This window comes from Planotetraspora silvatica (assembly GCF_016863315.1).
Classification (GTDB): domain Bacteria; phylum Actinomycetota; class Actinomycetes; order Streptosporangiales; family Streptosporangiaceae; genus Planotetraspora; species Planotetraspora silvatica.
Genome location: NZ_BOOQ01000047.1, coordinates 38,592 through 59,927, shown reverse-complemented (window position 1 = coordinate 59,927; position 21,336 = coordinate 38,592). Strand labels below are relative to the sequence as shown.

Here is a 21,336-nt window from a genome sequence, read left to right as displayed (position 1 = left end):
GCGATCACACAAGATTGGGATCGCGGAGCGCCAGGGCCATGGCCTCCACGGCGATCTGCGGATTCACATTGGCCGCCAGTCGCTCGCGGCACAACATGATCGCGTCCGTACGGCGAAGCGTGTCGACGGGCGACGAGTTGCGTGCCAGGGTCTCCACCTCGTGCCGCCGGTCCTCGTTGGCCAGTTCGACCTGCGCACCGAACTGGACGGCCAGCACGTCGCGATAGAACGCCACGAGGTCGAGCAGGGCGAGATCCAGGGAGTCGCGCTTGATCCTGGTAGCCCGTGACTTCTGCATGGTCTCGAGCTCTTTCAACGCCCCGGCCCCTCCGCGGACCAGGCCCTTGTTGAGCCCCTTGCCGGACGAGCCCTCGCCGTACACCTGGCGCAACTCGGTCGTCTCGACCTCGTTCAGAGCCGTCGTCGCCGCGTCCGCGTCCGCGGTCGACGTCTTCACCAACCGCTCCGCGGCGGTGATGCAGTCACCCACTCCGGACAACGACTTGGGAATCGAGAGGACGTCCTCCCTGCGCCGCCGTACCTCCTCGTCGAGCGCCAGCCGCCGAGCCCGGCCGATGTGCCCCTGCGCCGCGCGTGCGGCGAACAGCGCCGTGTCGGGCGGGACGTCGTCCCTGGTCATCAGCACGTTGACGACGGCCTCGGTCGATGGGGTACGCAGGGTCACGACGCGGCAGCGGGACCGGATCGTGATGATCATGTCGTCGGGTGACGGGGCGCACAGCAGCCAGACCGTCCTCGGCGGCGGCTCCTCGATGGCCTTCAGCAGAGCGTTGGCCGCGGCCTCCGTCGCACGGTCGGCGTCCTCGAAGAGCACGATCCGCCAGCGGCCGAGCGTCGGGGCCCCGGCTCCCTTGAGCACGAGATCGCGCGTCTGCTTCGCACTGTAGGAGAGCCCCTCAGGGCGGACCCAGGTCACGTCGGGATGGGAACCGACATCGACCTGGTGACAGGCGTCACAGTGTCCACAGCCCTGGTCGGGGCAGAGAAGAGCGGCGGCGAAGGCCCGAGCGGCGTTGGAACGCCCGGATCCCGGAGGGCCGGTAAACAACCAGGCATGGGTCATGCCGGTACCACGTCCCCCGGCGACGGCGTCGGCCGCGGCTGCGGCGGCCTTCTGGAGCACGGCGACGGCCCGCTCCTGCCCCACCAGATCGCCGAAGACACTCACCCCATCAACCTACCCCCCTGATCTTGCCCAGCCCCCACCCTTCCCCCGCGTGATCATGCACAGGCTCGTTGATGTGCCACATGACCTGCCCCCACGCCCGGCGTGATCATGCACAGGTTCGTGGATGTGTCTTGTGACCTGCGGAAACGCCGCACGTGATCATGCGCAGGTTCGGGGAAAGCGCCTCCGAGCTGGACGAACACAATTCGTGATCATGCACATCTTCGCCGAACAGTGGGCTCACCTGCATGGACGGCCTCCGCGATCATGCGCCACACGCTACGGCTCATTGCCAGATCACGAAGCAAGAAGTCGCACGTCAAGCAGCACACTCAAGAAACCGTGCATGATCACGACTTGGGTGTGGCCAGGTCAACAGGCAGATCACCGAAAGTGTGTATGATCACGCAGGGCATCGTTGCTGGTCAGGCGGCCATCCACGAACCTGTGCATGATCACGCCCGGCGTTTGCGCAGGTCACAAGACACATCCATGAACCTGTGCATGATCACGGCGAAAGCGGGAGGGGTGTCGCGGGGGAGGGTTAGTCGCGGATGGCGGGGATGGTGCCGGTGGCGGCTTCGGCCTCGTAGGGGACGGGGTCGGGAAGGACCTCTCGAACCCGGTCCTGGATGAGGCGGGACACCTCGGCCTGCTGCAGTGTGCCGTCGACCACGAGATACCGCTCCGGAGCCGCGGCGGCCAGCGTCCGGAACTCGCGCCTGACCCGCTCGTGGAACTCCAGCGGCTCGGCCTCGATCCGGTCCGCGGGGGAGGCCATCCGGCGCAGCCCGACCGACGGCGGCACATCGATCAGGACGGTCAGGTCGGGCAGCAGCCCGCCCGTCGCCCATGAATTGATCTGGGCCACTTCCTCAGGCTCGAGAGCCCGGCCCGCACCCTGGTAGGCCAGCGACGAGTCGACGTACCGGTCTGTGACGACCGTGGACCCGCGCTTCAGGGCGGGCCGGATGACCTTCTCGACGTGCTCGGCCCGGTCGGCGGCGTACAGCAAGGTCTCGGACCTGGCGGACAGGCCCTGGTGAGTGGCGTCGAGCAGGATGGCCCGCAGGCGCATGCCGACCTTGGTCGAGCCGGGCTCCCGGGTCTGGACGACGTCGAACCCCTGGTCGCGCAGCCAGATGGCGAGCAGGCGCGACTGGGTGGTCTTGCCCGATCCCTCCCCGCCCTCGAACGCCACGAAGAACCCGCGGGGCTGTTCCTCGGCCTCGGGGACGAACTTCTCGCCCCGCAGCGCCGCCATCAGGTCGACACCGATGGGGATGCCGCGGCGGTCGTCCATGTGCCGGAACGCGAGCAGGCCGACGACCACGGCGAGCAGGGCGGCCAGCAGGAGCACCACGTTGGAGCCGTCGAACTGGTAGCTGATCCCGCCGACGGCGAGGAGATGACTGCCGAAGACGGCGGCCAGCCCGGAGGCCACGGCCACGACCAGCAACAGCACCACGCGGGCCAGTGACTGCAGGAAGGAGAAGGTACGGCCGCGCAGGGCGTCCTCGACCTCCAGCCCGATCATCGTGTAGCCGATGATCCAGGCGATGCCGGCGCAGGCTCCGAGCAGCACGGTGAGCATGACGACGATCACGAGATCGTGGATCACCGCGATGGCCGCGAGGGTCAGCCCGGCCAAGATGATGGACAGCCCGAACATGCGCCGCCGGGAGAGCCCGCCGAGCAGGCGCAGCCCGAAGAACATCCCGAGCCCCATGCCGAGGAACACCGCGCAGAAGACCGCGCCGTATCCCGCGTCTCCCCCGTGGAGGGCGCTGACATAGGCCTTCCCGACGCCCACGACGGCGCCGCCGGCGGCGAACGCGCCGAGCATTCCGATGATCAGGCCCTTGACGACCCGGTTGCCGCCGACGAAGCGCCAGCCGTCCACGATCTGCCCGAGCACCGAGAGGGTGGAGGCCTGGCGGGTGTGGTCCTTGGGGATGCTGCGCAAGGTGAAGATCAGGACGGCCGAGACCAGGTACGCGACGGCGTTGATGCCGAGTGCCAGGTCGGTGGGCTTCACGCCGGACGCCGGGAAGGCGGCCGTCACCATGCTCGTCAACGCCGACCCGACGGCGAACAGGGCCGCGGCGACGGGAGCGGTGCCGTAGGTGACCAGGAGGTTGAACTGGTTGGCCTCCTCCAGCCTCTCCTTGGGCACGAGGTTGGGGACGGTCGCGTCCTTCGCGGGCACCCAGAAGAGGTTCACGCATTCCACCAGGAACGCGGCGATGAGGACCCACTGGTAGCTGCCGACCAGCGGAATCGACAACACCACGGCGAATCTGACGATGTCGGCCACGACCATCGTCAGGCGCCGGTCGAAGCGGTCCGCCACGGTTCCGGCGATCGGCCCGAGCAGGATCGCGGGCAACATCTTGGCGACGAAGACGCCACCGATGGCCAGGCTCTGCGCCTGGAAGCCCGAACCTTGGGTGAGGTTACCCGCGAGGGCCGTCAGCGCGATGATGTTGAGCCAGTCACCGAGGCTGCACACCCCCATCGCCGTCCAGAGCCTGCGGAACGGCGCTATCGCCAGAACGTGCGACGTCTTACGTCGCTGGGCTGCCCGGCCAGGGGTGCTCATGATGTCAGCGTATCCAGGTGCTCGCTGGGCTGTATGGGGGACGAGCGGGCCGGATATGCCCTGCCTGCTCGTCGCCTGAGGGTATTACGTCCCGCCCTGTCCCGCACTGTGGACGCGAGGAACAGTCACCTTCTACCGTCCCTTTTCAACAGATATGCCCAGGGCCAAACGTGCCGGGAATTCAGGCGTGCAGCTCGATGAGGGTGATCTCGGGCGGAGCGCCGACCCGGACCGGCGGACCCCAGTAACCGGCGCCTCGGGTGACGTAGACCTGTGTCTCGCCCCCACCGGCCCTCGGGAACGCGGCGAGGCCCGCCACCACCGGCTGCTGCAGCGAGACGACCAGATTGAACGGCGCTATCTGGCCGCCATGGGTGTGCCCGGAAAGCTGCAGGTCGACGCCGTGCTCCGCGGCCGTGTCGACCTGGACCGGCTGGTGGGCGAGCAGCACGACCGGCCGGGCGGCGTCACGGCCGTCCAGGGCCTTGCCGAAGTCGGGGCCGTCTCCGTACGCCGCGCCGTTCAGGTCGTTGACCCCGGCGAGGTCGAGCACGGCTCCGGCGTGGCTGATCTCGACCCGCTCGTTGCGCAGCGACCGGACGCCCAGGGAGTCCAGCTCCTCGATCCACTCCTGGGGTCCAGCGGACGTGTAGTACTCGTGGTTGCCGGTGACGAAATACGACCCGTAGCGGGATTCCAGGTCCTTGAGCGGAGCCGCGAGGGCGCCGAGCTCGGCGACGCTGCCGTCGACCAGGTCCCCGACGATCGTGACCACGTCGGCCTGGAGCCCGTTGATCATCCGGGTGATGCGCTCGGTGTGCCCGATGCCCGTCAGCGGGCCGAGATGGATGTCACTGACCACGGCGATCCGCAGCCCGTTCATCCGCGGGTCCAGCCGGGCCAGGCGGACCGGGACACGCTCGATGATCGGGTCGCCCAAGGCTGTGGCCATGCCGTAGCCGACGGTGGCGAGCGCACCCACGCCCACGACCGCGGAGGCCGTACGGGAGATGAACATCCGCCGGTCGATCCGGCCCGCGGCCGGGGCGGCCACGTCTCCCGGCCGGCCGTCCCGGCCGTGCGAGGCGATGTCAGCGGGCCCAGAGGCCCCCGAGACGACCTCGGGGGAAGACGTGCCGGACGCCGCCAGAGCCGCCACCGGCAACTCGTCCTGGACGGCCGTGACGGCCGCCGGGGAACCGGCCTCGCGGCGCTCGATCCGCCGCACCACCAGAAGAGCCAGGGCCCGCGGGATCTCCATGACGAGCGTGAACACCAGCAGGTAGAACATGATCGCGAGCCACAGGTAGCCCGGCCAGGCGATGAAGTGCTCGAACCCGGTGCCGAAGAGCCGGCCGCCGGCGCGCGTCAGCACCAGCGGGGCGGCCAGCAGGATCAGGGCCCAGACCGCCACCCGGCGGGCCCGGGACCCCTGCGCCGTCATCGGCCTGATCAGGCGTCGCCACAGGTAGTAATGCGCGACCGCCACGACCACCACGATGGCGATCACAAACCCCACGACGGACTCCCCTCGACCGGCTGACGACGATGCTACGAGCTACCGCCGACAAACGCGCCGCTCCCGCGGGCCCGCCCGCCGCCTCAGGACTTGGCGGCGGGCTTCTTCGTGGTCGTCTTGGCCCTGGTGGTGGGCTTCTTCGGGGCCGGTGCCCGCTCCCTGCGCTCCGCGAGCAACTCGGCCGCGCGCTCGATCGTGATCTCCTCGACCCCGTCGCCCTTGCGGAGGGACGCGTTGGTCTCCCCGTCGGTGACGTAGGGCCCGAAGCGGCCCTCCTTCACCACGACCGGCTTCTTGGAGTTCGGGTCCACACCCAGCTCACGCAGCGGCGGTGCGGCCGCCGCCCGGCCACGGCCACGCGGCTTCGGCTGCGCGAACAGCTCCTTGGCCTGCTCGATCGTGACCGTCAGCAGGTCGTCCTCGGACGTGAGGGACCTGGAGTCCGTGCCCCTCTTGATGTACGGGCCGAACCTGCCGTTCTGGGCGGTCACCTCCTCCCCGTCGATCTCACCGACCACGCGGGGAAGCGTCAGCAACATCAGCGCCTGCTGAAGGGTGATCGTGTCCAGGGACATCGTCTTGAACAGCGAGCCGGTGCGCGGCTTGACGACGTCGGCCTTCCTGGTCCGCTTCTTCGTGTCGGCGGGCGGCTGCTCCTCCGGCAGGATCTCGGTGACGTAGGGCCCGAACCGGCCGTCCTTGGCCACGATCGTGCGGCCGGTGGCCGGGTCGACGCCGAGTTCGCGATCGCCGTTCGGGCGCGAGAACAACTCCTCGGCCTTGTCGGCGGTCAACTCGTCGGGGGTCATGTCCTCCGGGATGTTCACCCGGGCGCCCTCGCGATCGAGGTACGGCCCGTACCGGCCGACCCTGATCACGATGTCGCTGCCCCTGATCGCGAACGAGCTGATCTCCTTGGCGTCGATCTCGCCGAGGTCGGTGACCATCTCCTTGAGACCCTCGTCACCCTCTTCGCCGTAGTAGAACCGGCGCAACTCGGGCACCCGCTCGGCCCGGTCGTTGGCGATGTCGTCGAGGACCTTCTCCATGTCGGCGGTGAAGTCGTAGTCGACGAGGTTGCCGAAGTGCTGTTCCAGCAGGTTGACCACGGCGAAGGCCAGGAAGGAGGGCACCAGGGCGGTGCCCTTCTTGAAGACGTACCCCCGGTCGAGGATCGTCCCGATGATCGACGCGTACGTCGACGGACGGCCGATCTCGCGGTCTTCCAGCTCCTTGACCAGCGACGCCTCGGTGTATCGGGCGGGCGGCTTGGTCGAGTGGCCCAGCGCGGTCAGGTCCCTCGCCGTCAGGCGGTCGCCTTCGGCCAGGTTGGGCAGTCGCTTCTCCGAGTCGTCCCGGTCGGTCGCCGGATCGTCGGCACCCTCGACGTACGCCTTGAGGAACCCGTAGAACGTGATCGTCCGGCCGGTGGCGCTGAACTCGACGCTCTCCCCTGTGCTCGACGTGCCGGCGACCTTGACCGACACCGACTCGCCCACGGCGTCCTTCATCTGGGAGGCGACCGTGCGCTGCCAGATCAGCTCGTACAGCCGGAACATGTCGCCGGACAGCCCGGTCTCGCCGGGCGTGCGGAACTCCTCGCCGGACGGGCGGATCGCCTCGTGGGCCTCCTGGGCGTTCTTCACCTTGCTCGTGTAGACGCGCGGCTTGTCGGGCACGTAGGCCGCGCCGTACAGCTTGATGGCCTGGCCTCGCGCGGCGGCCACGGCCGTCTCCGACAGCGTGATGCTGTCGGTACGCATGTAGGTGATGAACCCGTTCTCGTAGAGCCGCTGGGCGACCTGCATCGTGTACTTCGCGGAGAAGCCCAGCTTGCGGCTCGCCTCCTGCTGCAGCGTCGTGGTCCGGAACGGCGCGTACGGCTTTCGCGTGTACGGCTTGCGCTCGACGGACCGGACGGCGTAGGAGGTGCCGGAGAGCCTGCCCGCCAGGGCTCCGGCGGACGCCTCGTCGAGGTGAAGGACGCCCGCGCTCTTCAACGTGCCCGTGGAGGCGAAGTCGCGGCCCTGGGCGACGCGCTTGCCGTCGACCCCGGTCAGCGTGGCCGTGAAGGTGCTCGGGTCGTCGGCCGCGCGGCCCGTGTCGAACAGCGCCTGCAGGTCCCAGTAGTTGGCGGCGGTGAACGCCATGCGCTCCCGCTCGCGCTCGACGACCAACCGGGTCGCCACCGACTGCACGCGGCCTGCCGACAGCCGCGGCTTGACCTTCTTCCACAGGACGGGGCTGACCTCGTAGCCGTAGAGGCGGTCCAGGATCCGGCGGGTCTCCTGAGCGTCGACGAGCCGGAGATCGAGATCGCGGGGATTGGACACCGCGTCCTGGATGGCGTGCGGCGTGATCTCGTGGAAGACCATCCGGTGCACCGGGATCTTCGGCTTGAGCACCTCACGAAGGTGCCACGCGATGGCCTCGCCCTCGCGGTCCTCGTCAGTGGCGAGGTAGAGCTCGTCGGCCTCTTTGAGCAGCTGCTTCAGCTTGGAGACCTGCGACCTCTTGTCGGGGTTGACGACGTACAGCGGCTCGAACTCATGGTCGACGTTGACGCCGAGACGTGCCCAGGCCTCTCCCTTGAACTTCTCCGGGATGTCATCGGCCTTCTCCGGGAGGTCACGGATGTGCCCGATGCTGGACTCCACGATGTAGCCGCGCCCGAGGTACCCGGCGATCGTCTTCGCCTTGGCAGGCGACTCGACGATCACCAGGCGGGTTCCGCCGGCGTTGCCGTTATTGGCTGGCACGCTGCTTCCTACCTCGCTGTTCGCTGTTCGTTCCCCGTGTTTCCGGGCCTTGCGTTCCCGATCACTGGTGTCCTTCGTCTCTCCGGCCCCGGGCGGCACAGCGCCTGCCGCCTCGCTCGTCCCCGGCCAGGGAGCCGATTTGAAGGTACCTGGATCCGCAAGTCCTTCCCTCTCGGGCTACCCGGTTCTGTCCGAGGATGTAACCCACCTGGACCCGTTATCCACGAGGACGCAGAATAGAGCCGTTCGGGTTCCCTAGCACGCCCTCGGAGACTAATCGCTGTGCTGGATTACTCCTACATGGACATCTATCTGCCCCGCGACACCTCGCGGGAGGTGGCCAGGCAGATGCTGACGGAGCATGCCCAGCATGGGAGCTGGGAGATCGATCGGCTACGGCTGTATCCCGACGGCAGCAGACGTGTCCGGTTGCGCCGCAAGGTCATCCGCGCTGTTCGGACGATGTGAGTAATAGTCGCACGACCGGTCGGACAAATGCGCTTTGCCCGCCCCGGGCCGCGCCCCCGGAACGGGCAAAGCATCTGTGCTCACCACCGCCTGGACGGCGGGGGAGCGTCTCTGGTCGTCCGCGCCCGGCGCTGGACAGGCGACTGATGCGCCGTCCCTCACCCTGACTCGGACGAGTGATATTTGTTACTTTCCGCCAGAACCACCTCTACCGGGCGTCCTCCGGCGGAAAGCTGTGAAGGGCTTGGTGCTACGTCCAGCCGGAACCAGTTCCTGCTGGGATCAGTTCCGGCCGGGTCGTCCCCGGCCGGAGTCGCTTCGGGCTGGAGTCACTTCCGGCCGACGCGGATGCGCCGGGTCACGGCGAACAGGCTCGCCGAAGCGGCGAACATGGCACCAAGGAGCAGGGCGGCGAGCGAACCGGAGTTCATCCCGGTCACGCCGACCGGCTGCTCCGCGCTCATCAGGCCGAGGTTCTTGAGGGGCAGCGCGTCGGTGGCCTCGCCGAGGTCGCTCACCGGCAGCGCGTCGGTCACGCCGCCGACGGCGTCCTGACCGGTCAGGGTGCGCGCCGTCTTGTCCAGGCTGCCGCTGGGGAGCGTGCTGGAACCCATGGGCGCGCCCGGCAGCGCGGGGAGGCCCGCCATGCTCGGCAGGTCGCCCACGGACGGCGCCGACGGCGCGGCGGCGGCGCTCATCTGCTGGGGCACGCCGTTGGCCTCCTTGAGGCCCGACAGCGCCGGGACACCCGGAAGCGCGGACATCGCGTCACGAGACGCGGCCTGGTGCTGCGTCCGGCCCCAGCCGTGGTGGTCGTAACGGCCGTGGTGCGAGCCGACCTGGGCGCCGCCCAGGCAGCCGGCGGCCGCGTCGCCCAGAACGGCGACGGCGTTGCCGCACACGTTCACAGGAGCCGTGATGGGGGCGACGATCTGGTTGCCCGCGAGGATTCCGTACCGGCCCGAGGTGGTGTTGCGGCCTCCGCCGACACCGCCGAGGACCGAGGCGCCGCCCGCGCAGTTCGCGTTCGACCGGCCGAGCACCGCGATGGCGTTGCCGCAGGCGTTGATCGGCGCCGTGATCGGCGCGACGATCTGGTTGCCGCCCAGGATGGACGAACGGCCCGAAGTGACATTGTGGCCCGCGCCACCCGCGCCCCAGCCGCCCTTCACGGACGCGCCGCCGCGGCAGCCCCCGAAGGCGTCGCCCGCGAGCGCCACGGCGTTGCCGCAGATGTTGATCGGCAGGGTGATCGGCGCGACCACCTGGTTGCCGCCGCCGATGGACGAACGGCCGTCGGTGGTGTTACGACCGCTCCAGCCACCCGGCTTCGGCTGCTTGACGCTGACGCCGCCACCGCAGCTCGCGCTGCCGTTGCCGATCGCGTTGCCGCACACGTTGACCGGAGCCGTGATCGGCGCGACCACCTGGTTGCCGCCGCCGATGGACGAACGGCCGTCGGTGGTGTTACGGCCGGTCGAGCCGCCGTGTCCCTTCCAACCACCGTTCCAGCCGCCGTGGCCGCCGCCCTTCCAGCCGCCGTAACCGCCGTGTCCGTGGCCGCCTCCGCCGGAGACGGACGAGCCGCCCTGGCATCCGGAGAACGCCCGGCCGAGGACGGCGACGGAGTTGCCGCAGACGTTGATCGGCGCGGTGATCGGCGCGATGATCTGGTTGCCGCCCAGGATGGACGAGCGCCCGGACGTACGGTTGCCGCCCGCGCCGCCCCTGCCGGAGCTCTGGACCGAGGCGCCGCCCTTGCAGCCGGCGGTCGCGTTGCCGAAGATCGCCACGGAGTTGCCGCAGGCGTTGATCGGCGCCGTGATCGGCGCGACGATCTGGTTGCCGCCCAGGATGGACGAGCGGCCGGAGGTGACGTTCCCGCCGGCGCCGCCGCTGCCGGAGTTCTTGACCGTCGAGCCGCCCTTGCAGCCCGCGTCGGCGTTTCCGAACAACGACACCGCGTTGCCACAGGCGTTGATCGGCGCCGTGATCGGCACGTTGGCCTGGTTGCCGCCGAGGATGCTGTGCGCCCCCGAGGTCCGGCCCGAGATGCCACCGCCGTTCCCGCCCTGTACCGACGCTCCGCCCTTGGAGGACGCGTCGGCGTCGCCGGCGATGGCCACGGCGTTCCCGCTGATGTCGATCGGCACGGTTATCGGCAGGTTGAGCTGGTTGCCGCCACCGATCGAGCCGTCGCCCACGGTGTCGGCGTGAGCCGTGCCGCTGCCGAGGGCCATGACGCCGGCGGCGAGAAACGCTGCGGGGGCTGAGCCCTTCGCCCACGTTCGCATAATGAATGCTCCTATGTCGTTCTTAGGGGGTTTCCTGACAACTCGGGACATGCGTCCAGGCCAAGGCACCACTGGACCTTGGATCGTCAGTCACGAGATGAAGAGATTCCGCGTCACCCGCGCGGAACCCGCCGGGCCGCATGTGAACGGCTCAGGGCAGGCGCCGGCACCGGTCGCCGTCGAACGGGGACCCGGTGCCGAGGCGGGATCAGTCTGGAGAGAAAGAAGGGTCATCCGCCGCTGTGCGGACGACCGGGGGAACCACTGCCGCCAAGGGGGCGGGCAGCGAAGAGAGACGCGGCTCGAGAATGGGCCGCGCGAGATCCCCGAACATGGAGGATCCACTGCCCGTCTGTGGGACCAGCCCATGGTTGTCCGGGGCGTGGTCCACAGTGGACGGTGAGGGGAGCACGGGCTTCGACTGGCTGGTCAGCCCGTCGACCGTGCGCCCCGCCATGGCCGCGGCGTTCGCCGGGGCGTTGTCACTCGCCGTGGGGAAATCACCGGAACTCCCCGTGGAGACCCCGTCGGCGCTCGTCGCGAGCGATCCGCTGGAGTCCGCCGTGGGGAAAACATCGGAGAGCGCCGATCCGGCAGCGACATGCGAGAGGGCCGTCTGCGCCACGGACGTCGCCGTGCCGAAGACACCGAAGATCACACCGAGCAGCCATCCGACGGCGATCAGCCCGCCGATGGCCAGAAGCGGACCCAGACGGGAACCGGCCGCGAACCGCGCCATCCGGTTTCCCCTGCCGGACTCGGGACCGGCGGACGCGCACCGGACAGCGGCGGGCATGAGCGCCCCCCACTGCAGCTCCGGCGTGCGCGTCACACGACCTCCCGAGTCCGTGGAGTCCGCCCGGTGCGGATCCCGCCCTCAACGCAGAGTCACTGTAGCCGCACACCACGTGATCACAAGAGATTTCTCAGCAGTAATCGAGGAATCGGTCAAGAACTCGAACCCCAAATCGGAGCGAATCAACCGGAACCCGCTCGTCGATGCCATGGAACATCCCGGAGAAGTCCAAGTCCGGGGGAAGTTGGAGCGGCGCGAAGCCGAACCCGCGGATCCCGAGCCGGCTGAAGGCCTTGAGGTCCGTCCCCCCACTGAGCGTGTACGGCACGACCTTCGCCCCGGGGTCCTCCTCATGCAGGGCGTCGGCCATGGCCTTGACCAAAGGCCCGGTGAAAGAGGTCTCGACCGCGACGTCGTGGTAGACGAACTCCCTGGTGACGTTCGGCCCGAGCAGCTCGTCGACCGTCTGGAAGAACTCGTCCTCGTAGCCCGGGAGGAACCGCCCGTCGACGTGAGCCGTCGCCGCCTGTGGGATGACGTTGGCCTTGTATCCCGCCGCGAGCATGGTCGGGTTGGCCGTGTTGCGCAGCGTGGCGCCGATCATGCGGGCGAGCAGGCCGAGCTCGGCCACCGCCGCCTCAGCGTCCTCGGCCTTCACCTCGACCTCGAAAACCTCGTCGAAGAAGGCCTGAACGGTGGAGGTGAGCCGTACGGGCCATTCGTAGCGCCCGAGACGGCCGACGGCCTCGGCGAGCTCGGTGACCGCGTTCTCATCGTTCAGCATCGAGCCGTGACCGGCCCTGCCCTTGGCGGTCAGCCGCATCCAGGCGATGCCCTTCTCCGCCGCCTCGATCAGGTAGAGCCGCCGTGAGCCGCCGTCTTGCGCGCCCATGGTCACGCTGAAGCCGCCGACCTCCCCGATCGCCTCCGTGCAACCGTCGAAGAGGTGACGGTGGTTCTCCGTCAGCCACTGCGCGCCGTAGTTGCCACCCGCCTCCTCATCCGCCGTGAAGGCGAGCACGATGTCACGCGGAGGCTTGCGGCCGGCGCTGAGGCGCTGCCGTACGACGGCGAGGATCATGGCGTCCATGTCCTTCATGTCGACCGCGCCGCGCCCCCAGACGCAGCCGTCGGCGACCTCGCCGCTCAGTGGATGGTGCCGCCAGTCGGACGCGGTGAACGGCACCACGTCCAGGTGCCCGTGGAGCAGCAGGGCGTCCCTGCCCGGGTCGGCCCCCTCGACGCGGGCGATCACGTTCGCCCGCCCGTGGTCGGACTCGAGGATCTGCGGCTCGAGGCCCACGTCGGCGAGCTTGGCCGCCACGTATTCCGCGGCCTTCCGCTCACCGGGACCGGAGTTGTCCCCGGCGTTCGTCGAGTCGATCCGGATGAGGTCGCCACACAGCTCGACGACCTCGTCCTCGCCGTTCAATGGGGTCATTGCGCCTCCTCGCGCTCGCTGCCGGGTCGGCTTGCGATCTTGTACGGCAGGCGGCCTGGACGGCTCGCGTCTCCATCCTGCCGCCGGTCGCCCCGGGCCATCACCACGGGCCGGGCACAAGCCGTACGGCGCCGGATTCTCGGTATGAACCAGCCACGGGACAGTGCTAATCTGTATCAGCCGACGCGGGATGACGGTCTCGCGTGCAGGCACCACGTCCGGGTGGCGGAATAGGCAGACGCGCTAGCTTGAGGTGCTAGTGCCCAGTGATGGGCATGGGGGTTCAAGTCCCCCCTCGGACACAGAGTCACTTCTGAGCAACGATCATTTTCAATGATCGGCTGATCCGGGACGAGGTTCTCCTCGGCCCGGATTTCTGTTTTCCAGGGTATGGGCGGCCTCAGGCCGATCTTCGGACTCTGCAGGCGCCCACGGGCGGCATCGGGATCCCCCACACCGTTTTCGGTTACGGACAAATCCCACATAAGTAGTCGGCGTTTTCCCGTCGATTCCCCGGCGCGAGGCTGGATGACCGGCCGTTAATTCACAATGTGCGCGAATTGGGATTGATCACCATAGTCTGGCGCCAGTCGGCATCACACAGCGGAGCCGGCCACAACAGAAGAGTGTTCGCCCGAGGAAAGGGAGTCATGCGCAACGTCATCCGTCGGTCTCTTGTCGTCACCTGGAGCATTCTCGTAGCCGCGGCGCTGTTCACGGTGCCGTCCGCTCCTGCGAATGCCGCCGTCTACGCGACGTACGTCGCTTCCATGAGCCCGAAGAACAGCCTTTCCCAGAAAGTTGCGGCAACGGGCGTCACTTCCAGAAGTCGCCTGGCACTCCAGTTCAGCGGCGGCACATCCCAATTCGACATGACCGTCGTCGACATCTACAACAGCCAGTGGATCGTCCAGTTCAGACTGCGCTACAGCAACCTGTGCATCGACAAGTCACTCGACACGACGACGACCCAGGCCGTCTACCTTTATCCCTGCAGTGGTGCGAAGAACCAGCAATGGCTGCTCCAGAGAACGGGGTCCGTCTCCGGCGCCAATGTGCACTTCATCCGTTCCTGGCACGAAGGCGCGAACGGCCGATGCCTGGCGGTGTCCACCACGTCCGAAGTGTGGCCCTGCGCGTACGGCCAGGACGAGTTCGCCATCTTCACGTCCTGAGATCTCCTCGGCATAGCGGCTGATTCGGGTCGCGATTTCCCCCGGCCGAGCCCAGGTCCCGTCCTGCGGAAGTTCACCCGTGTCCTCCGCCCGGCGGGACCGCGCCTGCCCACGCCCTCGAGATCGAGGCCGTGGGCATGTCGGCGCGGCCGTGGGGGGTCGCCCCTGTTCGACTGCCGTCACCGGCTCGCCTCGCAGTGGCTCAGACTCCGGTGGCCTTCTACGCGTACGTGAGAGTTCGCAGAACGACCAGCGAATGGTCGTCGCTTGGAGATCGCCTAGTAATGGGTGAATGGCGCATTATGTTGCTGCGTGTTCTTGCCGAGCGATGGAGGAGCCCCCTTGCAGTCGGCATGGTCCGATCCGCCGTTCCAACCCCTTGCCGCAGATGACCCGCGCGAGATCGGCGGTTACCGCGTTCTCGCCCGGCTGGGCGCCGGTGGCATGGGCAGGGTGTACCTGGGCAGCACCCAGAGCGGGCGGCGACTGGCGATCAAGGTCATCCGGCCCGAATACACGGAGGATCCCGAGTTCCGCCGACGCTTCCAACAGGAGATCGAGGCGGCGCAACGGGTGCAGAGCATCTACACCGCCCCGGTCGTCGACGCCGACACCCGGGTGGCGCAGCCATGGCTGGCCACGGCGTGCATCCCCGGCCCCTCGCTCGCCGAGGCGGTGACGGAACTCGGGCCGTTGCCGGTCGACACCCTGCGCGTGCTGGTCGCCGGCATCGCCGAGGCCCTGCAAGCCATCCACCGAGCCGAAATCGTGCACCGCGACCTCAAGCCGTCCAATGTCCTTCTCGCCCCGGACGGGCCAAGGGTCATCGACTTCGGGATCGCTCGTGCGGCCGACAGCACGCCGTTCACCCGTACCGGACTGCGCATCGGGTCGCCGCGGTTCATGTCGCCGGAGCAGGCCCGGGGAGAGCCGGCGGGCCCCGCCAGCGATCTGTTCGCCCTGGGCTCCACGGTCTATTTCGCGGCCACGGGCCGCACCCCTTTCGGAGAGGGCCCTGACGCCACGGTGCTCTACCGGATCGTGCACGAGGAGCCCACGCTCACGGACTGCCCAGAGCCGATCCTGTCGCTGGTGCGCCGATGCCTTGCGAAAGACCCGGAGGCGCGTCCCACGGTCGAGCAAGTCATCCAGACCATGATGATGAGCGACACGGACACGACGGTCCACTGGCTGCCGCCGACGCTGACCACTCGCCTGACCCAGTACGCCACCTCGGTGGAGACGTCGCCGAGCCCTCCTCGGCGGTCATGGGCCCGTCGCCCCGCGATCACCGGGGTCGTCGTCGGCGTCCTGCTCGTCGGCGGCCTGGTCACCGTGCTGCAGCTCACGCGGGACCTGGAAGCCGGGGCACCGGAAGCCAAGGCCACGGCGACGAGTTCGGCCGTCGCGCAGAAGGCGGCAGCGGGCGTGAGCCCGTCGGCGACTCCGGTCAAAACGACTCCGGCAGAAACGAAGAGGCCGGCCCCCGGCCGATATCCCATCAATCGGCAGTTCTATACCGGGAGCCAGTGGATTCTCGTCCTGAACTACTTCGAGGTGGGCAAGGACACTCTGACCGCGTATGTCGACTACCGCCCGCGGGGACGGACGCGGCAGCTTACCTGTAAGGACGAACTTCCCACCGCCAGTCTGATCATGCTGGCCGGCGGCCAGGCCGTCCCTTCGAAGGAGACCTTCTGTTCCGCCCATCCGCACCGGAAGGACTGGACGGTGAAGGCCGGCAAGAAGTTCACGGACCACGCGGTCTTTCCGATGCCCGATGATCTCAGGAAGCCGTTCACTCTGGAGTGGCAGGCCGGCCTGAGCCTCACCGGCAAGGTCAGGGGCATACTCCTTCGCTGACATGACCGGCGCTGCGGTCTGCCGTCGCGCCCTCAGTTCGTTCCGGCGGCTCCGTCGACGAGATCGGCGATCGACTGCAGGGCGTCGTAGTGTCAGAGCGCCGGCCGTACACATGCGGTGAGCGAGGTGCTGATGACCGATATGCGGCTCTTGCCGTAATAGATAAGTACGAGTCGTATACGCATTAATGGCCTTGTTTTTTCGCTTTGGAACGGTATTCTGCTGCCTCTCTCCTCCCCCCAAGAAGAGGCAGCCTTGCGCCGTACTCTCCCGGGCCTGTCGGCCGTCCTCCCTCATGACGGTGAACCCGGCAGCCCTTTCCACCCACCGGCCGACACGACGAAGATCCATCCACGGGTCGTCATGACGGCTGCGCTGCCCTCGGGGTCCCAACCGAGCGGAGATCGTGTCGGCGACAAGCTCATGGTTCGATGATCCCGCGCCGTCCTCCGCTGTACCACGCAGCCTCGAGACATCACCAAGGAGGATCCGTGGGGCCATCGACCCACGTTCCGGCTGAGTCACCGCGCCGACGAGGACGTTCCTTACGGCGCATCACCCACTGCCTGGCGGCAGCGGCAGCGGCGCTCGCCGCCACCGCGGTACCACTTACCACGAGCGCGCCACCTGCGGAGGCCGCGGCATCCCAGGAGATCGTCATCCTGCCGGGTACTCGAGCCCACCCTCAAGGGGCCAGCTTGATGGGGGGCGGATCCACCGGCTTCCTTCACCAGGACGAGACCGCGGACACCCCGGCCTGGACCGACTTCGCATCCGGCGAGTCGACGAGCGTGCCGGTCGCCTGGCTGCCGACCGGCTCCCTGCATTACGCGATCGGCGCGGGAGACGTCCAACTCGTCCTGTCGCCGAGCCCGACGCAAGGAGCCGGGTGGGTCACCCCGCTCGATCCGCACACCGGCGAACAGCATGACGTGCAACTGCCGCCGAACTACCGCTTCATGGGAACCATCGGCGACAAGATGCTGGCGCTCGACAACACCCCTACGGCGAGAGGCCGGTCAGGGGTCCTGATCGACGCCGCCCCCGGATCCACGGGTTCTCTCCCCATCACTGGAATCCCCTCGGGGGCGTTTCTGAGCTATCAGGAGGTCCAGCGGGGCGCCGCGGACGATCGGTCCGCGGTGATCCTCTACGGCCACGGCGGTACGTACCACTACGCCGTACTCGACGCCGCCACCGCCGTCTTCACGCCCATACCCGGAGACGTGGGGGGCTGGGACACTCACGTCATGCTCAGCTCCGACCGTCTCGCCTGGTGGCAGGCGGCCGACCACACCCTGCACTGGGTGCCCCGCGACGACCCTTCGGCCCCGGCGCGGGAGTTCTCCTACCCTGCGGATTCGAGACCCGAGGCACTCATCGGCGGCACCCTCCTGACCTCGGAGCCGGAGACCGACCCCCACGCCTATCTCGGTCGGCGGGTGACGGCCCGGCCGCTCGACGGTGGCGAGCCGAAGACCCTGCTCAGTCACTACACGAACTTGAACAGGGCGGTGGACGGAAGCGTGCTGTCGGTCGGCGGCTCCGGCATCGACGACTGGGCGATCCGCCGGTTCACCGAAGGCTCCGACGGAACGTTGACGCAAAAGGTGATCGAACCACTGCCTCCCCTGCCCGCCCAGGTGCTGGGACTGAACCTCTACCGAGGCGAACTCACCGTGGTGGACACCTCCCAGAGCGAGATCGGCATTGATCAGCGTGACGTGGGCATCGGAGCGATACCTGTCGCGGGTGATTCAGAGTCGGTGTACGCGGATGCCTATTCCATCGCGAAGTGTGCGGTGGGTTCCCAGTGCGTGCGGACGGTGGAAGGCAATCGCAACGGGGTTTCGTACCTGACCGGGGCGGACGGTCTGACCTACCTTGAGACCCGCCCGTCTCACACGAAGACCCAACTGCCTGACCGCGCGGAGCCGGGCATCCCTGACATCACCAGCAGACAGGTCGTAGACGCGTCCGCCGATTATGTGGTGGTCGACGGCATCAATCCGAAGACGCAGTACGTCATCGCTCCGGACCACGGCAAGATCGTGCGCAGCCGTCCCGTGCAGGCTGCGGCTCTCTGGTACGACACGCTGTGGAGCGCATCCACAAGCACGTCCGGCACGGTGACGGCGGAGAAGCTGACACTTGACGCCTCCACCCCGGGCAAGCCGGTCCGCACGGTGAAGACCGGCGTCGCCTGTGTGCCGACCGAGATGCAGGCGAGCGCCCGCTGGCTCTACTGGTCCTGCGGGGACGGCAAGCAGGCCGGGGTGTACGACCTGGCGAAAAACCATGGGTTCGCGGTGCCCTCGGGGCCGTCCATGCTCGGGGACGGCTACGTCGTTCGACATGACCGGAATACCGGTGCGTTGAAGCTCACCGACTTCCACACCGGCAGCCCGATCGCGGAACGCGTTCTGGTCGCCCTGCCGGCGGGCAAGCTCAAGGACGACCGCAGAATCACCTGGGCTGTGGACAAGTACAGCGGCCACATCGCCTACCTGGACGACGCGGGCCGCGTGCACGTACACGTCGACGGTGTGGCGAACTCCGCGCCCGTGATCGGCACGATGCAGACACCGGCCATCGTCAGGCCGAGGGGATCTATACCCTGGTACGCCGAAATCTGGCTGAGCCGCCCGGTGGACTCCTGGGAGATGAGCGCCTTCCATAAGATCACCGGTCGCCGGGTGGCGACGTTGCGGGGGACGGCCCCACGAGGCGACGGCCCCATCGTCGTCTCGTGGAACGGCAAGGAAGCGAACGGCGCCATCCCCGACAGCGGGGCGTACACCTGGAAGCTGTCCGCCAAGTACGACGGGAGAACCACCGCTGTGCAAGTGGGCAGCGGCGCCGTCACCGTGTACTGCGGCCGTACGCCTGTCCATGTCTACGACTGCGACGGCGTTCCCGACCTGGTGGCTGTACGGACGGACGGTAAGGCGCTTTCGTGGACGGGCTCCAACAAGACCCTGAGCAAGTCCGGCTATACCGCCAACTGGCCGACCTCGTCGTTGCTGGTGCCGATCGGCGACTTCAACGACGACGGGTACGCGGACATGCTGGTCCGTGACTCCAAAGGCGCAGTTCGGGTGTACCGGGGCACGGGCCTGCCGTTCTTCTCGCGCTCGCGCAAGTACACGCTGATCGGCACGGGCTGGAACAGGTACAACCTGCTGACCTCCCCGGGCGATCTGACCGGTGACGGGCACGACGACCTGGTCGCCCGCGACAAGGCCGGAGCCCTGTGGCTCTACGCCGCCACCGGCAAGGGCGCCTTCAAAGCCCGAGTCCGCATCGCCACCGGCCAGGCCGGCTACACCAAGCTCGTCGGCGTCGGCGACCTCAACGGCGACGGCAGAGGCGACATGATCGGCACCGACAAATCCGGCAACCTGTGGCGCTGGTTCGGCGGCAAGAACCGCTTCGGCAGTCGCGTCAAGATCGGCTCCGGATTCAAGGGCTACAACGCCGTCGTCGGCATCGGTGACCTCACCCAGGACGGTCACAACGACCTCCTGGCCCGCGACACCGCAGGCAACCTCTACCGCTACTCCGGCAACACCCACAGCACCTTCGGAACCAAAACCCGAATCGGCACCGGCTGGAAGAACTACAAGTCGCTCGTGTAAATGTCTGCGACTCCCGGGCCGGGCACGTCACTCGACGTGTCCGGCCCGCACCGTTTTCGGAGGGTTGACGCTCGATCAACTTGCTGGTGACAATGTGGCCCCAGGCGTCTCTCGCGTAAGCCGGTCGGCACCCGGCGAACATGGGAGAACAACTCGACGTATGACGTGGTCGGCGCACGTGTTCGGTACCGGAAAGGATCGGCCCCGCGCTTGTCCCAAGTCATGCGTTCTTCGCCAGCACCGGCCTCTTCCTCACCAGTCACAGGTCGCGGCCCTCGGCGGCTGAGCCGGTTGTCCCTGATGCTCCTCGCGGCCCTCGTCAGCGGCGCCGCCATGACCACCATGTCGTCGCCCGCCTCGGCCCACGGCCAACTCGGGATGTCGACCCCGGCCAAGGACAGCACGGTCAGGGCGCCGATTGAGGCGGTCTCCCTCTACTTCACCGAGCCGCCCGCGCCCAACTCGTACTTCACGGTCACCACGCCGAGCGGGGTCCGGGTCGACCGCCAGTGGCTGACGGATGAGCCCAAGCGGCTCGACGAGCCGGTCCGCGAGGACCACCTCATCGACGGCGTCTGGCAGCCGAAGCTCTACCACACCGGCTACCCCGCGAAGATCCCCGTGGCGTACTGGCCGGAACAGGGTGTCTACACCGCGAAGTACATGACGATCGCCTCGGACGGGGAGCACGTCCAGGGACAGCTCAGGTTCACGTACAAGGGCAAGATGACGGCGGCTCCCAAGGGCTGGCAGACCCCGGCCAACCAGCCGGACGCCTCGCTCCTGGCGGCTGACACGTCGGCCGCCGTACCGCAGGCCGGCACCTCGACGTCCGCCAGCCCGTCGGCCGGTTGCACTCCCCGGGGCGTGCCGGAGACCGGGTGCGACACGGGCGGTCCGTCGCCCGCGGTGGGCGCGCAGGCCGCGGCGCAGGACGATTCCGGCACCGGCGTGCTCGTGTGGCTGATTCCCGCCGTCCTCGTCGTGGGGACGGGCTTCATGGTGGTCAGAGCCGCACGTCGGCCCTCACCCGGTGGAGCGGCTCCTGCCCGGCGTGCCCCCGGCCCACCCGGGAGATCACCACTGGCCCAGCGCGTGGACGCTCCGCGCAAGGCTCCACGCGGCAAGACCGCGAAGCGACGTTGAACCACCTCCTCCGCCAGTACAGGGATTCCCCCTCCTCCACCCCCAGGAGAGCACTCATGACGCCGAACCCTGCCCGCTTCCGTTCGCTGCTCACCGGCCTCGTGCTCGGCGTAGGCCTGCTGGGGGGCGCCGCCGCCTGCTCCGGATCGAGTGCCGACACCGCCTCCAGCACCGTGGCGGGAGCCAAGGAGATCAATGTGACGATCGCCGCGAAGAGTGTGACTCCTCCCCCGGGCCGGATCGACGTGACCAAGGGCCAGACCGTACGGATAACGGTGACCAGCGATGTGGCCGACGAGGCGCACGTGCACGGCTATGACAAGGCCGCGAGCCTGCAGCCGGGAACGCCGGCGACGATCGAGTTCGTCGCCGACCAGGACGGCCTGTTCGAGGTCGAGACGCACGAGTCGGGCCTGCAGTTGTTCCAGCTCGCGGTCCGCTAGGGC

13 protein-coding genes and 1 tRNA gene are annotated in these 21,336 nt (G+C 68.3%); 7 read left to right on the top strand and 7 right to left on the bottom strand.

What is annotated here, in order from left to right:
* Window positions 1-4 precede the first annotated feature (4 nt).
* From Psi02_RS31490 to topA, 4 genes are all read right to left on the bottom strand, one after another.
* A complete protein-coding gene (locus tag Psi02_RS31490; protein ID WP_203979471.1) occupies window positions 5-1,189 on the bottom strand; it encodes a DNA polymerase III subunit delta' in 1,185 nt (394 codons plus the stop codon).
* Window positions 1,190-1,733: 544 nt separating this feature from the next.
* Window positions 1,734-3,791, bottom strand: coding sequence for a dTMP kinase (gene tmk / locus Psi02_RS31485; RefSeq protein ID WP_203979470.1), 2,058 nt, complete (start codon window positions 3,789-3,791; stop codon window positions 1,734-1,736).
* A gap of 181 nt (window positions 3,792-3,972) precedes the next feature.
* Window positions 3,973-5,310: a metallophosphoesterase gene (locus Psi02_RS31480; protein ID WP_239095318.1), complete on the bottom strand. Its 1,338-nt coding sequence runs from the start codon at window positions 5,308-5,310 to the stop codon at window positions 3,973-3,975.
* Window positions 5,311-5,393: 83 nt separating this feature from the next.
* Entirely contained in the window at window positions 5,394-8,069 is a 2,676-nt protein-coding gene (gene topA, locus Psi02_RS31475; RefSeq protein WP_203979469.1) for a type I DNA topoisomerase, read from the bottom strand.
* A gap of 282 nt (window positions 8,070-8,351) precedes the next feature.
* Between topA and Psi02_RS31470 the strand changes: the two genes are divergently transcribed.
* A complete protein-coding gene (locus Psi02_RS31470) occupies window positions 8,352-8,537 on the top strand; it encodes a DUF5703 family protein (protein WP_203979468.1) in 186 nt (61 codons plus the stop codon).
* 329 nt (window positions 8,538-8,866) lie between these two features.
* Here Psi02_RS31470 and Psi02_RS40350 read toward each other — a convergent pair whose 3' ends face one another.
* The 3 genes from Psi02_RS40350 to Psi02_RS31435 all read right to left on the bottom strand — a co-directional run bounded on the left by Psi02_RS40350 (window position 8,867) and on the right by Psi02_RS31435 (window position 13,068).
* On the bottom strand, window positions 8,867-10,831 hold the full coding sequence (locus Psi02_RS40350) for a chaplin family protein (protein ID WP_239095317.1): 1,965 nt from the start codon (window positions 10,829-10,831) through the stop codon (window positions 8,867-8,869).
* 208 nt (window positions 10,832-11,039) lie between these two features.
* Window positions 11,040-11,663 carry a hypothetical protein gene (locus Psi02_RS31440; RefSeq protein ID WP_203979467.1) on the bottom strand — a complete coding sequence of 208 codons (624 nt, stop codon included), beginning with the start codon at window positions 11,661-11,663 and terminating at the stop codon, window positions 11,040-11,042.
* A 94-nt stretch (window positions 11,664-11,757) separates the two neighbouring features.
* Window positions 11,758-13,068 carry a M20/M25/M40 family metallo-hydrolase gene (locus Psi02_RS31435; RefSeq protein WP_203979466.1) on the bottom strand — a complete coding sequence of 437 codons (1,311 nt, stop codon included), beginning with the start codon at window positions 13,066-13,068 and terminating at the stop codon, window positions 11,758-11,760.
* A 216-nt stretch (window positions 13,069-13,284) separates the two neighbouring features.
* On the opposite strand from Psi02_RS31435, the gene Psi02_RS31430 reads away from it, so the two are divergent.
* From Psi02_RS31430 to Psi02_RS31405, 6 genes are all read left to right on the top strand, one after another.
* Window positions 13,285-13,370: transfer RNA gene (locus Psi02_RS31430), tRNA-Leu, on the top strand.
* Between the two features lie 348 nt (window positions 13,371-13,718).
* The gene (locus Psi02_RS31425) at window positions 13,719-14,243 is read left to right on the top strand and encodes a DNA-directed RNA polymerase subunit beta family protein (RefSeq protein WP_203979465.1); all 525 of its coding nucleotides are present in this window, start codon (window positions 13,719-13,721) and stop codon (window positions 14,241-14,243) included.
* Window positions 14,244-14,585: 342 nt separating this feature from the next.
* Complete coding sequence (locus Psi02_RS31420; protein WP_239095316.1) at window positions 14,586-16,106, top strand: serine/threonine-protein kinase; 1,521 nt, start codon at window positions 14,586-14,588, stop codon at window positions 16,104-16,106.
* Between the two features lie 701 nt (window positions 16,107-16,807).
* Complete coding sequence (locus Psi02_RS31415) at window positions 16,808-19,744, top strand: FG-GAP repeat domain-containing protein (protein ID WP_203979464.1); 2,937 nt, start codon at window positions 16,808-16,810, stop codon at window positions 19,742-19,744.
* Window positions 19,745-20,044: 300 nt separating this feature from the next.
* The gene (locus tag Psi02_RS31410; protein ID WP_203979463.1) at window positions 20,045-20,890 is read left to right on the top strand and encodes a copper resistance CopC family protein; all 846 of its coding nucleotides are present in this window, start codon (window positions 20,045-20,047) and stop codon (window positions 20,888-20,890) included.
* Between the two features lie 56 nt (window positions 20,891-20,946).
* The gene (locus Psi02_RS31405) at window positions 20,947-21,333 is read left to right on the top strand and encodes a cupredoxin domain-containing protein (RefSeq protein ID WP_203979462.1); all 387 of its coding nucleotides are present in this window, start codon (window positions 20,947-20,949) and stop codon (window positions 21,331-21,333) included.
* Window positions 21,334-21,336: the final 3 nt, after the last annotated feature.